At 64.0% G+C, this 14,285-nt stretch carries 12 protein-coding genes; 7 read left to right on the top strand and 5 right to left on the bottom strand.

The window, feature by feature from the left end; genetic code table 11:
• The first annotated feature begins 9 nt into the window (after positions 1 to 9).
• Positions 10 to 1,008, top strand: a complete 999-nt coding sequence (locus J5M58_RS12360) for a type IV pilus twitching motility protein PilT (RefSeq protein ID WP_112249682.1) — start codon at positions 10 to 12, stop codon at positions 1,006 to 1,008.
• Between the two features lie 127 nt (positions 1,009 to 1,135).
• Here the strand turns inward: J5M58_RS12360 and J5M58_RS12355 are convergent, their stop codons facing one another.
• Positions 1,136 to 1,771, bottom strand: a complete 636-nt coding sequence (locus J5M58_RS12355; protein WP_112249680.1) for a C40 family peptidase — start codon at positions 1,769 to 1,771, stop codon at positions 1,136 to 1,138.
• A gap of 166 nt (positions 1,772 to 1,937) precedes the next feature.
• Here J5M58_RS12355 and J5M58_RS12350 point away from each other — a divergent pair, with 166 nt between their 5' ends.
• Positions 1,938 to 2,354: a TM2 domain-containing protein gene (locus tag J5M58_RS12350; protein WP_112249678.1), complete on the top strand. Its 417-nt coding sequence runs from the start codon at positions 1,938 to 1,940 to the stop codon at positions 2,352 to 2,354.
• Between the two features lie 126 nt (positions 2,355 to 2,480).
• On the opposite strand, the gene J5M58_RS12345 is transcribed toward J5M58_RS12350, so the two are convergent.
• The 3 genes from J5M58_RS12345 to J5M58_RS12335 form a co-directional block, all read right to left on the bottom strand.
• Positions 2,481 to 3,179 carry an SPOR domain-containing protein gene (locus J5M58_RS12345; RefSeq protein ID WP_112249676.1) on the bottom strand — a complete coding sequence of 233 codons (699 nt, stop codon included), beginning with the start codon at positions 3,177 to 3,179 and terminating at the stop codon, positions 2,481 to 2,483.
• Position 3,180: 1 nt separating this feature from the next.
• Entirely contained in the window at positions 3,181 to 4,917 is a 1,737-nt protein-coding gene (gene argS, locus J5M58_RS12340; protein WP_112249674.1) for an arginine--tRNA ligase, read from the bottom strand.
• 199 nt (positions 4,918 to 5,116) lie between these two features.
• Positions 5,117 to 7,336, bottom strand: a complete 2,220-nt coding sequence (locus J5M58_RS12335; protein WP_207878249.1) for a primosomal protein N' — start codon at positions 7,334 to 7,336, stop codon at positions 5,117 to 5,119.
• Positions 7,337 to 7,503: 167 nt separating this feature from the next.
• Between J5M58_RS12335 and rpmE the strand changes: the two genes are divergently transcribed.
• The 3 genes from rpmE to J5M58_RS12320 all read left to right on the top strand — a co-directional run bounded on the left by rpmE (position 7,504) and on the right by J5M58_RS12320 (position 9,989).
• Positions 7,504 to 7,719, top strand: a complete 216-nt coding sequence (gene rpmE, locus J5M58_RS12330; protein ID WP_046613534.1) for a 50S ribosomal protein L31 — start codon at positions 7,504 to 7,506, stop codon at positions 7,717 to 7,719.
• A gap of 2 nt (positions 7,720 to 7,721) precedes the next feature.
• Entirely contained in the window at positions 7,722 to 8,543 is an 822-nt protein-coding gene (locus J5M58_RS12325) for a thermonuclease family protein (RefSeq protein WP_207878247.1), read from the top strand.
• A gap of 177 nt (positions 8,544 to 8,720) precedes the next feature.
• Entirely contained in the window at positions 8,721 to 9,989 is a 1,269-nt protein-coding gene (locus J5M58_RS12320) for a malic enzyme-like NAD(P)-binding protein (RefSeq protein ID WP_112249668.1), read from the top strand.
• Positions 9,990 to 10,212: 223 nt separating this feature from the next.
• On the opposite strand, the gene J5M58_RS12315 is transcribed toward J5M58_RS12320, so the two are convergent.
• Positions 10,213 to 12,666 carry a penicillin-binding protein 1A gene (locus tag J5M58_RS12315; protein WP_207878245.1) on the bottom strand — a complete coding sequence of 818 codons (2,454 nt, stop codon included), beginning with the start codon at positions 12,664 to 12,666 and terminating at the stop codon, positions 10,213 to 10,215.
• A gap of 204 nt (positions 12,667 to 12,870) precedes the next feature.
• Here J5M58_RS12315 and pilM point away from each other — a divergent pair, with 204 nt between their 5' ends.
• Both pilM and J5M58_RS12305 read left to right on the top strand, forming a co-directional pair.
• Entirely contained in the window at positions 12,871 to 13,752 is an 882-nt protein-coding gene (pilM, locus tag J5M58_RS12310; RefSeq protein ID WP_207878243.1) for a type IV pilus biogenesis protein PilM, read from the top strand.
• On the top strand, positions 13,749 to 14,285 hold the full coding sequence (locus tag J5M58_RS12305) for a PilN domain-containing protein (protein ID WP_112249662.1): 537 nt from the start codon (positions 13,749 to 13,751) through the stop codon (positions 14,283 to 14,285). Before pilM ends, J5M58_RS12305 begins: the two co-directional genes overlap by 4 nt.

Genomic DNA, 14,285 nt, shown 5'->3' with positions numbered 1-14,285 from the left:
GGGAGTCTCATGGATGTGACCGACCTGTTGGTCCGGGCCGTGGATGCGGGGGCTTCCGACCTGCACCTGGCGGCGGGCCAGATACCGATGTTGCGCCTGGATGGCGAGCTGCAGCGCATGGCCCTGCCGACCTTGGGCCCGGCCGCCTTGACCGAAGGCATGGCGCCGATGCTGGATGAAGACCAGCGCCGACAGTGGGCCCAGGGAGATGAGCTGGACCTGGCGCTGGAATTGCCGGCGCTGGGGCGCTTTCGGCTGAACCTGTTTCGCCAGTTGCATGGCCCTGCGGCCACCTTTCGCCTGATCCCGGGGCATATCGCCACGCTCGATGAGCTCGACCTGGGGGATGTGTTTCAAGCTGTTGCGCAGTGCAGCGATGGCCTGATCCTCGTGGGTGGGCCGACCGGCAGCGGCAAGTCCAGCACCTTGGCGACACTGCTGGACCGTCTGAACCGCGATCGGGCTTTGCATATCATCACCCTCGAAGATCCTGTGGAAGTTATCCACAGCAGCCATTGCAGCCTGGTCAACCAGCGTGAGGTTGGCCGCCATTGCGGTGGGTTCGCCCAAGGGCTGCGCAGTGCCCTGCGCCAGGACCCGGATGTGATCATGATCGGTGAGCTGCGCGACCTGGAAACCATTCGCCTGGCCTTGCGCGCGGCCGAGACCGGGCACCTGGTACTGGCGACAGTGCATACGCGATCGGCGGTGAACAGTATCGACCGGCTGGTGGAGGTGTTCGCTGCCGAAGAGAAGCCACTGGTGCGGACGATGCTGGCCGAGTCGTTGCGGCTGGTGGTGGCGCAGGTGCTGGTCAGGCGTGCGGGCGGTGGGCGGGTTGCTGCGCGGGAAGTGCTGGTGGTGACGCCAGCGGTGCGTAACCTTGTTCGGGAAGGGCGGATGGCGCAGTTGTATTCGGTGATGCAGGCGGGTGGTGCGGACGGGATGCGGACGATGGAGGGAGCGATGCGGGGGTTGAGAGAGCGAGGGCTGATCAAGAATTTGTAGCGCCCGTGCCGGCCCTTTCGCAGGTAAACCCGCTCCCACAGGGATAACACTGCCTTCGAATGCTGTGGTGTACCTGTGGGAGCGGGTTTACCCGCGGAGGGGCCAGTACAGGAAAGCGCCGGTCCGCTCAGCGCTTGGCCAGGTTCAGCTGCTGCTGTTCTTTCGGCAGCACTCGCTTGGCCACCACGTAATGCTTCTGCCAGTAAGGCTTGCTCAGGGTGTCGATGCTTACCCGCTTGCCACGGCGTGGTGCATGGATGAAGCGATCGTTGCCCAGATAGATGGCGACGTGGTTCACCCGGCGGCTCTTGATGTTGAAGAAGATCAGGTCACCTGGCTTCAGGTCACCCTTGGCCACCTTGACGCCGTGGCCCTGGGCCATGGCATTGGAGGTGCGCGGCAGGTCGACGTCGGCGACGTCGTTGAAGGCGTACTTGACCAGCCCGCTGCAGTCGAAGCCTTTCTTCGGGCTGCTGCCGCCCCAGACATAAGGGGTGCCGAGCACATTCACCGCACGGCTGAGCACATCGCTGCTCTGCTTTGGCGACATGGCTGCGACCGGTACGCCGGGCACGCTGCGGCTGCTGGCGGCATTGCTTGGACGGCTACGCAGCGCGGCCTGCTTGACCGGTGCGTGTCTTACCGAGGCATTGGAGGTGTAGCCGGTAAACCCATTGGGAAGACGTTGCTCACGATTGGTGGCGTGGGCGGCCAGGGGCAATAATAGGCAGAGGGTCAGCCATGTCTTGAGTAAAGGCGGCATAGATGAAGCTCTTATGAATAGTTATGTGTTGGGCGCGCAACTTTATAACAGCTTTTTGATCAATCTTTGGCCCGTTGGTCGATTGCCCAGATGCCGTACGTCGGGCTGCGACCAGAAAGTCACATTTTTTCTTAGAAAATTTTCGGATAACCCACGGGGGCTATGCATGAACAGTTATCAACAGGGGGCGCCGTTTCACGACACCCACAGCAAGACCATTGGCTACCTGCTATGGATTTTCGGTTTTACCGGGTCGCACCGTTTCTATTACGGCAAGCCCGTAACTGGCACCATCTGGTTCTTCACCCTGGGCCTGCTGGGCATCGGCTGGCTGATCGACCTGTTCCTGATCCCGTCCATGGACCGTGAAGCCGACCTCAGGTTCCAGTCCGGGCGCATTGACTACAACATCGCCTGGATCCTGCTGACCTTCCTCGGCGTGTTTGGGCTGCACCGGCTGTATCAGGGCAAGTGGATCACCGCGATCATCTACTTCTTTACTGGCGGGCTGTTCCTGGTGGGGGTGCTGTATGACTTTTGGACATTGAACAGCCAGGTGTCCGAGCGGAATGCCTTGCGTTGAAATTTTTCGCGGGTAAACCCGCTCCCACAGGGTTTCCGGTGCCTGTGGGAGCGGGTTTACCCGCGAAGAGGCCAGAAGCGTCCATGAAAAAGGCCTTGTCGCACCGAAGCGGCAAGGCCTTCTTTGTTACTGACGGGTCTGCCGCTGCTGCAGCAACAGGTTGCTGAACCCTGCCCCGGCCAGCTGCTTCTGCGCCCCGGTCAGCTGTTCACGGTTGCTGAATGGGCCGACCAGCACGCGGTACCAGGTTTCATCCTTGACCGTGCCCGACTCCACCTTCACCGACTGGCCCAGCAGGATGATCTGCGCGCGCACCTTGTCGGCATCGGCCTGCTTGCGGAACGAACCAGCCTGCAGGAAGAACTGGGTGGTTGCCGCCGGCTTGATCACCGGCGGTGCCGGTGGCGGGGTCTGCCCCATCAGCGCCGCCTGGGCTCGCGCCGTGTCGATCTTCGCCGCTTCGGCCGGCGTCACCGGTGTCACCGGCTGGGCCGGTACAGGTGGCGTTTTCTCTGGCACGGCCTCCGGTGGCACGATTACCTCGGACTCCGGCAGCAGCGTGTAGAAGTCATACTTCGGCTTCACCGGCTGTTGCGCAGTGGCCTGTGCCGGCTTGCCGGCTTCGGCCACTTTCTCCGCCTTCTGCTGCTCGGGCTTGGTGCGCTTGATGTCTTCGCCACCGGGCTCAAGCTTCATCAGGAACACGATGAACGCGCCTACGGTCAGGCCGACCGCCAGCCATACCCAACCGGGGATCGGCTGCTTGGCCGGCGCCGTCTGGCGGCTGGCGCCGCGTTTGGGTGCGGGTTTTTTCTTGGCAGCCAACTTACATGCGCTCCAGGGTTTCCAGGCCGAGCAGTTCCAGACCTTGCTTGAGGGTGCGGCCGGTCAGGGCTGCCAGGCGCAGGCGGCTCTGCTGCTGCTGCGGGGTTTCGGCGGCGAGGATCGGGCAGTTCTCGTAGAAGCTGGAGAACAGGCCGGCCAGGTCGTACAGGTAGCTGCACAGCACGTGCGGCGTGCCCTTTTCGGCGACGTTGTTGAGGATTTCGCCAAACTGCGCCAGGCGCGCGGCGAGGTCCTGCTCGTGGGCAGCCTGCAGCACGATTTTGCCTTCGACTTCATCGAAGCCTTTGCCCAGTTTGCGGAATACGCCGGCCACGCGGGTGTAGGCGTACAGCAGGTAAGGCGCGGTGTTGCCTTCGAAGTTGAGCATCAGCTCGAAGTTGAAGCTGTAGTCGCTGGTGCGGTGTTTGGACAGGTCGGCGTACTTCACCGCGCCGATGCCTACCACTTCACCGATGTGGCGCAGTTCTTCGTCGGCCAGGCTCGGGTTCTTTTCCTTGACCAGCGCATAGGCGCGCTCCTTGGCCTCGGTGAGCAGGTCGATCAGCTTCACTGTACCGCCGTCGCGGGTCTTGAACGGGCGGCCATCGGCGCCGTTCATGGTGCCGAAGCCCATGTGTTCCATCTGCATCGGGTGGCCGACAAAGCCTGCGCGGCGTGCAACTTCGAACACCTGGTTGAAGTGCAGGGCCTGGCGCTGGTCGACGAAGTACAGGGCGCGGTCCGCCTTGAGCACGTTGCTGCGGTAGCGCACGGCGGCCAGGTCGGTGGTGGCGTACAGATAGCCACCGTCAGCCTTCTGCACGATCACCGGCAGTGGTTCGCCTTCGCTGTTCTTGAACTCGTCGAGGAACACGCACTGGGCGCCCTGGTCTTCGACCAGCAGGCCTTTGGCCTTGAGGTCCGCGACCACGTTGGCCAAGTCGTCGTTGTAGGCGCTTTCACCCATCACGTCGGCCATGGTCAGCTTGACGTTGAGCAGCTCGTAGGTCTTCTGGCAGTGCGACAGCGAAATGTCCTTGAAGCGCGTCCACAGGGCCATGCAGTCCGGGTCGCCGGCCTGCAGCTTGACCACCAGGCCACGGGCGCGGGTGGCGAATTCTTCGGATTCGTCGAAGCGCTTCTTGGCGGCGCGGTAGAAGTTTTCCAGGTCCGACAGCTCGTCGCTGGTGATCGGGTTTTCTTCCAGGTAGGCCAGCAGCATGCCGAACTGGGTGCCCCAGTCGCCCACGTGGTTCTGGCGGATCACTTCATCGCCGAGAAATTCCAGCACGCGCGCCACGCTGTCGCCGATGATGGTCGAACGCAGGTGGCCGACATGCATCTCCTTGGCCAGGTTGGGTGCCGACATGTCGATCACCACCTTCTGCGCAGGGCCGGCCTTGCGCGCGCCCAGGTGGGCGTCGGCCAGTGCGGCATCCAGGCGGTTGGCCAGGGCGTCGGTGTTCTGGAAGAAATTGAGGAAGCCGGGGCCGGCGATCTCGACCTTGCTGATGTCGGTGCTGGCCGGCAGGGCATTGATCAGTTTCTCGGCCAGGTCGCGTGGCTTCATGCCGGCCGGCTTGGCCAGCATCATGGCGATGTTGCTGGCGAAGTCGCCGTGGGTCTTGTCCCGGGCGTTTTCCACCTGGATCGCCGGCGACAGCCCTTCAGGCAGCACACCGTCGGTGACGAGTTGGGTGAGGGCTTGCTGGATCAGCTGGCGAATGGTGTCTTTCATGGGGATCTCTTTTCGACCGCAAGCGCGGTGGAGCGCTTGGATGCGCAGGTGGAAAAACTGGGCATTATCCGTTGCCGGGAGCAGGTTGCCAACCTTTGGGGCCGCTTTGCGGCCCATCGCGACACAAGGCCGCTCCTACAGGAGGTACTTGGATAGGAGCGGCCTTGTGTCGCGATGGGCTGCAAAGCAGCCCCAAAAATCAGTACAGGTCTACCGGGTCGACATCCAGCGACCAGCGCACCTGGCGCCCGCTCGGCATCTGCTCCAACACTAGCAACCAGGCGCTGATCAGTCGATGCAAGGGCGCCCGGGTGTTGGCCTGTATCAACAGTTGTGCGCGGAAGCGCCCGGCGCGGCGCTCCATCGGTGCCGGCACGGGGCCCAGCAGCTCGATGCCCGGCAGGCGCTGTTCGGCCACCAGGCGCTCGGCAGCGGCGCAGGCCTCGTCGAGGAAACCTTCGGCCTGCCCGGGCTTGTGCGCTTCGGCGCGCAGCAGCGCCAGGTGCGAGTAAGGCGGCAGCCCGGCGGCGCGGCGTTCGTCCAGGGCTTGTTCGGCGAAGGCGAAGTAGCCCTGCTCGGTAAGCTGCACCAGCAGCGGATGGTCGGCCAGGTGGGTCTGGATGATGACCTTGCCGGGTTCCTCGGCTCGCCCGGCCCGCCCGGCAACCTGCACGATCAGCTGTGCCATGCGTTCGCTGGCGCGGAAGTCGCCGGAGAACAGCCCGCCATCGGCATCGAGGATGGCCACCAGGGTCACCCGCGGGAAATGGTGGCCCTTGGCGAGCATCTGGGTGCCTACGAGGATGCTTGGCTGGCCGCGCTGGATGGTGCTGAACAGGTTGTGCATGGCGTCCTTGCGCGCCGTGCTGTCGCGGTCCACCCGCAGGATCGGGTAATCCGGAAACAGCACTTTCAGGCGCTCCTCGGCGCGCTCGGTGCCGGCGCCGACCGGGCGCAGGTCAACGTGGTTGCACTGCGGGCACTGTTGCGGCAGGCGCTCGTCATAGCCGCAATGGTGGCAGCGCAGCACGCCGGAACGCTGGTGCACGGTCATGCGCGCATCGCAGCGCGGGCATTCGGACAGCCAGCCGCAATCGTGGCACAGCAAGGTCGGGGCGAAGCCGCGGCGGTTGAGGAACACCAGCACTTGCTGGCCTGCCTCCAGGGTTTGGCGGATGGCCTGCTGCAGTGGGCCACTGATGCCGCTGTCCAGCGGCAGGCTCTTCACATCCAGGCGCAGCATGCGCGGCGGGCGAGCGCCGCCAGCGCGCTGGTTCATGCGCAGCAGGCGGTAGCGACCGGTCAGGGCGTTGTGCAGGGTTTCCAGTGATGGCGTGGCGGAACCGAGCAGGATCGGGATGTTTTCCTGGTGGGCACGTACCAATGCCAGGTCGCGGGCGTGGTAGCGCAGGCCTTCCTGCTGTTTATAGGAGCCATCGTGCTCCTCGTCGATGATGATCAGGCCGGGGTTCTTCATCGGCGTAAACAGCGCCGAGCGGGTGCCGATGATGATGTCGGCCTCGCCATCCCGGGCTGCCAGCCAGGCATCCAGGCGTTCGCGGTCATTTACCGCCGAGTGCAGCAGGGCGATGCGGGCGTTGAAGCGTTGCTCGAAGCGGGCCAGGGTCTGTGGGCCGAGGTTGATCTCCGGGATCAGCACCAGTGCCTGCTTGCCGGCTTCGAGTGTTTCGCGTATCAGCTGCAGGTACACCTCGGTCTTGCCGCTGCCGGTGACACCCGCCAGCAGGAAGGCACCAAAACCGCCAAGACCTTCGCGCACGGCGTCGAAGGCGTCGCGTTGCTCTTCGTTGAGCGGCAGTTCCGGCTGTGCCAGCCAGTGTTCGTGGCGCAGCGCCGGCAGATGGCGGCGGACCTCGATCTGCACCAGGTCCTTGGCCAGCAACAGGTCGAGGCTGTCCTTGTTCAGGTTGAGCTTGGCCAGCAGGCTGTGGGGCACGCCGTGCGGGTGCTGGCCCAGAGTCTTGAGGGCATCGCGCTGGCGCGGTGCGCGGGCGATGCGCGGGTCTTCCAGGCGGGCGCCGGGGGCGACGTGCCAGAAGCGCTCCTGGCGCATCTCGGCAGGTTCGCCCTGGCGCAGCAAGGTTGGCAGGGCCCAGCTCAGCGTGTCACCCAGGCTGTGCTGGTAGTACTGGGCGGTCCACAGGCACAACTTGAACAGTGCTGGCGGAATCGGCGATACCGGGTCGAGCAGGGCGCTGGCCGGCTTGAGCTTGTCTGCGGGCACTTCGCTCTGTTCGCACACCTCCACCAGCACGCCGATCATTTCGCGGCGTCCGAATGGTACGCGAATGCGCATGCCCGGGGCCAAGGCCTGGCGCGCCATGCTCGCCGGCGCCTTGTAGTCGAACAGGCGACGCAGCGGAGAGGGCAGGGCAAGGCGCAGGATGACGTCGGACACGCGGAAAGTCTCGGAGGGCGTTTCAAAGACTGGCGAGCCTAGCAGACGACGGTCGGTGCAAGCGACAACTTGCGTTGGCGTGATGCTCTGGTATTATTCGCCGCCTAATTACGTGCGGTATTCAACAATTGGTGTTGGGTGGCGGCACGCAGCTCGAGGAAGTGACCATGAAAGCAGATATTCATCCGAACTACGAAGTAGTTGCAGTCACCTGCAGCTGCGGCAACAAGTTTGAAACCCGTTCGACCCTGGGCAGCACCCTGTCGATCGACGTTTGCAACCTGTGCCACCCGTTCTACACCGGTAAGCAGAAAGTCCTGGACACCGGTGGTCGCGTACAGAAGTTCGCCGATCGCTTCGGTATGTTCGGTACCAAGAAGTAATCATGCGCATGGCGAACCCCTCGGGTTTCGCATTGCTGCAAAAAAAGGCGCCCCTTGTGGGCGCCTTTTTTATGGGCGTCATCTGGCATTTCCCGGCCCTGGCGTTCTGCCCGCTACCGGACAGCCCGCAGCAGGTGGCGGTGCGCCAGGTGGTCGATGGCGATACCTTGCGCCTGGTCGATGGCCGCAGCGTGCGCCTGATCGGCATAAACACCCCGGAGATCGGCCGCAACGGGCGCACCAGCGAACCCTATGCCGAGGCCGCCAGGCAGCGTTTGCAGGCCTTGGTCAAGGCTAGCGACGGGCGTGTAGGGCTGGAGCCAGGTATCGAGGCCAAGGACAAATACGGCCGGACGCTGGCGCATATCTACGGCCGCAATGGCGACAATATCGAAGCACAGTTGCTCAGCGAGGGCCTGGGCTATCGCGTCGCGGTTGCCCCCAACGTGCGCCTCAGTGCATGCCAGCAGCTTGCCGAACACGCTGCGCGCAAGGCTGGCTCCGGCCTGTGGCGCCGTTCGCCGGTGGTGCGCGCGGGGGATGTGAGGCGCTCGGGTTTCGCGGTCATTGCGGGCCGCATCGAAAGCGTGGAGCGCAACCGTGGCGGAATCTGGCTGAACCTGGACGGTGCCGTGGTGCTGCAGGTTCCCGCTCGTCTGCAGCGTAACTTCCCCGCCAGCTTCTTCGATAACCTCAAGGGACGCCAGGTCGAAGCGCGTGGTTGGGTGCTGGATCGTTCCCGCAAGGGCGGCCTCAGGCCCGGGCAGCGACGCTGGGTGTTGCCATTGACCGATCCGAGCATGTTGGAGCGCATGTCAGGCTAAAAGATGTAGACATTTCGCTACTGGATTGTACACACTGTTAGCCGTATGCCCCGTGGGTTATAGCGTAAAGTCGTAGGCTAAAGGCCTTGACACAAGTGACCGACCAGTCTTGTGACTCCCCGGCTCTTTGCGTATCCTCGGCGGTCCGTCAGAACAGTAAATAGCGGAATGCCCACCATGTCAGACCTGAAAACCGCCGCTCTCGAATATCACGCTCAACCTCGTCCGGGGAAACTGAGCGTCGAACTTTCCAAGCCCACCGCCACCGCCCGTGACCTCGCCCTGGCCTACAGCCCAGGTGTTGCTGAGCCCGTGCGTGAAATCGGCCGTGATCCAGAGCTGGCTTACAAATACACCGGCAAAGGCAACCTGGTTGCGGTGATTTCCGATGGCACCGCCATCCTCGGTCTGGGTGACCTCGGCCCACTGGCTTCCAAGCCGGTCATGGAAGGCAAGGGTGTTCTGTTCAAGCGTTTTGCCGGTATCGACGTGTTCGACATCGAAGTGGAATCGGAAAGCCCGCAGGCGTTCATCGACACCGTTCGCCGCATCTCGATCACCTTTGGTGGCATCAACCTCGAAGACATCAAGGCGCCTGAGTGCTTCGAAATCGAGCGCACCCTGATCGAACAGTGCGACATCCCGGTATTCCACGATGACCAGCACGGTACCGCCATCGTGACTGCGGCCGGCATGATCAACGCCCTGGAAATCGCCGGCAAGAAGCTGGAAGACGCCAAGATCGTCTGCCTGGGTGCCGGCGCTGCCGCCATCTCCTGCATGAAGCTGCTGGTGAGCATGGGCGCCAAGGTCGAGAACATCTACATGATCGACCGCAGTGGCGTGATTCACGCTGGCCGTGACGACCTGAACCAGTACAAGGCGCAGTTCGCCCACGCTACCGACAAGCGCACCCTGGCTGACGCACTCGACGGTGCCGACGTGTTCGTAGGCCTGTCCGGCCCGAACCTGCTGAGCGCCGAAGGCCTGAAGTCGATGGCTGCCAACCCGATCGTGTTCGCCTGCTCGAACCCGGACCCGGAAATCTCGCCAGAGCTGGCGCACGCCACTCGCAACGACGTGATCATGGCTACCGGTCGTTCCGACTACCCGAACCAGGTCAACAACGTACTGGGCTTCCCGTTCATCTTCCGCGGTGCCCTGGACGTTCGCGCCAAGCGCATCAACGAAGAAATGAAGATCGCTGCCGCCATCGCCCTGAAAGACCTGGCCAAGCTGCCAGTGCCGAAGGAAGTGTGCGACGCCTACGGCGTACAGGCTCTGGAATTTGGCCGTGAGTACATCATTCCGAAGCCGCTGGACGCTCGCCTGATCACCGTCGTTTCCGACGCTGTGGCCAAGGCCGCCATCGAATCCGGCGTGGCTACCCTGCCGTATCCGAAGCACTACCCGCTGACCAGCGTGGATGACGTGTTCAAAGGCTGATTGCTGCCTGGCGACACAAAAAAGCCCCGGCTCGTATGAGCCGGGGCTTTTTTGTTTGCCGGTGTCCCGGCTGACGCGGTCCCCTTGTAGGAGCGGCCTTGTGTCGCGAAAGGGGTGCGAAGCGCCCCCGGAGTTCATGCATCAAGCAGACATTGCTGGGGCCGCTTTGCGGCCCTTTCGCGACACAAGGCCGCTCCTACACGAATGGCGTAGCCGCTGTTCTTTAGAACAGATCCATCGGCGCAGCTTCATCCGCCGGCAACGGGCTGCCCGGTGCTGCGCCAGTGCCCAATTCGTCCACCGACGGCGGCGAGTCCTCGGCCTTGAACAGCTCGAAGTATGCATTCGGCGTGCTCGGCGAAGCGGCGCGGCCGCTGACCGGGTCGACGCGCAGGCTGAGGATGCCTTCCGGCTCTGCCGGCGCATGCGCAGGCTTGTCCTTGAGTGCCGCGCCCATGAAGCTCATCCAGATCGGCAGTGCCGCGGTGCCGCCGTACTCGCGGCGACCAAGGGTTTCGGGCTGGTCGAAACCGACCCACACGGTGGTCACGTAGTCGGCGTTGTAGCCGGAGAACCAGGCGTCCTTGGACTCGTTGGTGGTACCGGTCTTGCCTGCCAGGTCGGTGCGGCCCAAGGCCAGCGCCCGGCGGCCGGTACCGCGCTTGATCACGTCCTGCAGCATGCTGGTGAGGATGTAGGTGGTGCGCCCGTCGATGATCTGCTCGGCCACGGCCGGCACCTGCGGTGCAGGCGCCACCTGGCTGAAGGCTGCGGGTGCCTCGCCCGGCATGGCGGCGGTGCTGATCGGCTGTTCGGGCGCGGCCACGCCCGCCTGGTCCTCGGCACCTTGCGGTACCCGGGCCGGGTTGGCGGTGAACAGCGTCTCGCCGCTGCGGCTTTCGATGCGATCGATCAGGTACGGGGTGATCTTGTAGCCGCCGTTGGCAAAAGTGCTCCAGCCTGTGGCGATTTCCATTGGGGTCAGGGTGGCCGTGCCCAGTGCCAGCGACAGGTTGCGCGGCAGGTCCTGCTTGTTGAAGCCGAACTTGGCGATGTAGTCGATGGTGCGGTCTACGCCCATGGCCTGCAGCAGGCGGATAGAAACCAGGTTGCGCGACTTGTACAGCGCTTCGCGCATGCGGATCGGGCCAAGGAAGGTGTTGGTGTCGTTCTTTGGTCGCCAGACCTTGTCCAGGTACTCGTCGACGAACACGATCGGTGCATCGTTGACCAGGCTGGATGCGGTGTAGCCACTGTCCAGGGCGGCACTGTAGATGAACGGTTTGAAGCTCGAGCCCGGCTGACGCTTGGCTTGCATGGCGCGGTTGTAGTTGCTCTGCTCGAATGAGAAGCCGCCGACCAGGGCGCGAATGGCGCCGTTGTAAGGGTCGAGGGTGACCAGCGCACTCTGCGCGCCAGGTACCTGGCTGAACTTGAACTTGCCATCTTCCAGGCGCTGCAGGCGTACCAGGTCACCGACCTGGGCCACATCTGCCGGCGACTGCGGCGCACGGCCCTGGGAGTTGCTATTGATGAACGGGCGCGCCCATTTCATGGTGTCCCAGGCCACCAGCTCTTCCTGGCCACTGCGGGTCAGCACCTTGAGGCCGGTTTTTTCGACCTGGGTGACGATGGCCGGCTCCAGGCCGCCAAGGCTGCGCTGCTTGCCCAGCTCCTGCAGCCAGGCCGCCTGGGTGCGGCCCGGGAAGCGTGCTTCGGGGCCACGGTAACCATGGCGCTCATCGTAGTCGGAGAGGCCGTCGAGGATGGCTTTGTTGGCCATTTCCTGCATGTCGCTGGGCACCGTGGTAGTGACGCGGAAGCCTTCGGTATAGGCGTCGCTGCCGTAGCGGCCGACCATTTCAGCGCGGGCCATTTCGGCGATGTAAGGCGCATTCACTTCAGGCGTGGGCACGTGGTAGCTGGCGTTGAGCGGCTCGGCCAGGGCTGCCTGGTAGCTGGCTTCGTCGATCTTGCCCAGCTTGTACATGCGGCCGAGGATCCAGTCGCGGCGCTCCTTGGCGCGCACCGGGTTGGCCAGCGGGTTGAAGCGCGAGGGTGCCTTGGGCAGGCCGGCGATCATCGCCATCTGCGCCAGGCTCACGTCGCGGATCGACTTGCCGTAGTACACCTGCGCGGCGGCATCGATGCCGTAGGCGCGGTTGCCCAGGTAGATCTTGTTCACGTACAGCTCGAGGATCTCGTCCTTGGTCAGCTCGCGCTCGATCTGCAGGGCCAGCAGGATCTCGTTGGTCTTGCGCGAGAAGCTGCGCTCGCTGGTGAGGAAGAAGTTCTTCGCCACCTGCATGGTGATGGTACTGCCGCCGGTCTGGATATGGCCGGTTTTCACCAGCTGGGTCGCGGCGCGCATCAGGCTGCTGGGGTCGACACCATAGTGGTTGAGGAAATTGTCGTCCTCGGCCGACAGAAGCGCCTGGATGAATTGTGGGGGAATTTCCGCGAAGCGGATCGGCGAGCGACGCATTTCGCCGAACTCGGCAATCAGCTTGCCGTCGCTGCTGTACACCCTGAGGGGGATCTGCAACTGGATGCTTCTGAGCGACTCGACCGAGGGCAGGCTGGGGCTAAGATACAGAAACGCACCGCTCACACCGAGTACGAGCGCGCAGATGACTGCGACGGAAGACCACCAGAAGAACTTCAGCAGACGTATCAAGGCTTTTCGGTGTCCAGGTTGGGAGTGGATTGCACGCAGGTCCGGCGGACCAAAAAACGCTGGGCATTATAAGCATTTTTTCGCCTCTCCGGGTTACCGGCCAGGCTGCCCGTCGCCTCGATGGGCCGGCGCGGCCTAGTGTTGACGCGGGGTTGAGGCAGGTAGCCGCGACAGATGGCGGCGACAGACAACAAGGATGCCACGATGCTAGGACGCTTCGGCAAGGATGCCGGTTCACTCGTGGGGGTGGAAATTGCCCCTGACACCATTCGGATTGTGCAACTGCAGCGGCGTAACCGGCGCTGTCGGGTGCTTGCCTCGGTACAAGAGCCGTTCGAATCACCGCCTGGCAGTGATTGGGCGGCGGAGCCTGGCGCCGTGGCGGCTGCCTTGAAGCGCGCCTACCGACGCAGCGGCCTCAGGCAGCGCCGGGTCGCGCTGGCACTGCCGGGCAACCAGGTGATCTGCAAGCTGTGCCACCTGCCGGCGGAACAGGGCGGGGCAGAAATGGAGGCGCAACTGCTGGCTGACGCCGAACGGCTGTTCCCATTCCCACTGGAAGACCTGGCCCTGGATTTTCAGGTTCTGGGAGGCTCTCGCGTTCAGCCGGGCTGCGCCGAAGTGATGGTGGCGGCGTGTCGGCAGAGTGCACTGGCGCCACTTGAAGGCATCGTCGAGGAGGCCGGGTTGCAACTGGATGCCGTGGAGGTCGACAGCATTGCCTTGGGGCGCATGCTGCCGCGGGGCAGGCATCAGAGCTCGGCGCTGCTGCGTATCGAGACGCACAGCAGCACCCTTTATGGCTGGCAGTCGAGTCGGCCTCAGCAACGGCGTGAGCTGAGCCTGGGGCTGTCGACGATAACGGGGGAGTTGCCGGAGCGCCTGCTGGCCCTGCTCGCCGGTGAGCCTTTGCCCGATTGCCTGTGGATCGCCAGCCGTTCTCCGATCGAACCGGGCCATATGCAGAGCCTCGGCTCCCGGTTGAACTTGCCGTGTCGCCTGATGCCCGATGTGGCGCGCCTGGAACCCGTCGATGGCGCGATGATCCTGGCATGCGCCCTTGCTCTCGGAGGGTTGCGTCGATGATGCGGCTGAACCTTCTGCCCTGGCGCGAACGGCAACGCCAGGCCGTGTTGCGGTGTTTTCGCAGGCAACTGGTTGCCGGTGCGCTGCTGGCCCTGTGTGGCGTGACGTTGGTCGACCAGCTGGCCCGCCAGCGCGGGCAGCAGCAGGCGCTGGCCAATACCCAGCGCCAGGCTGCCCTGGAGGTGGCGGGCGAGCAGTTGCAGCCGCTGGCCGAAGTGCGTGCGCAGCATGAGGCGCTACTGGCACGCGCGGCGGCGCTGGAAGGACTGCGTGCCCACCAGGATGTGCTGGCCGGGGTGTTGGCTGACCTCGAGCGGGCGTTGCCAGTGGGGGTGCAACTGCTCGACCTCAGCCTGGAAGACGGCAGCCTGCAGATGACTGGGCTGGCCACATCCGGTGCCGTAGTCGCGCAGTTCATGCGTGACCTGAGCCGTTCGAGTGCGCTGGTCGGCCTGGAGCTCAAGCGCATCAGGGGCCTGCCGGGCGGCGATGAATTCGTGCTGGGCGCGCGCGTTTCGGCGTTCTGGTCGTGA

It is taken from the genome of Pseudomonas sp. 32_A (assembly GCF_017490905.1).
Classification (GTDB): domain Bacteria; phylum Pseudomonadota; class Gammaproteobacteria; order Pseudomonadales; family Pseudomonadaceae; genus Aquipseudomonas; species Aquipseudomonas inefficax.
Note: the sequence above shows the minus strand (reverse complement) of the source record. Positions and strands in the feature narration are given on the sequence as shown.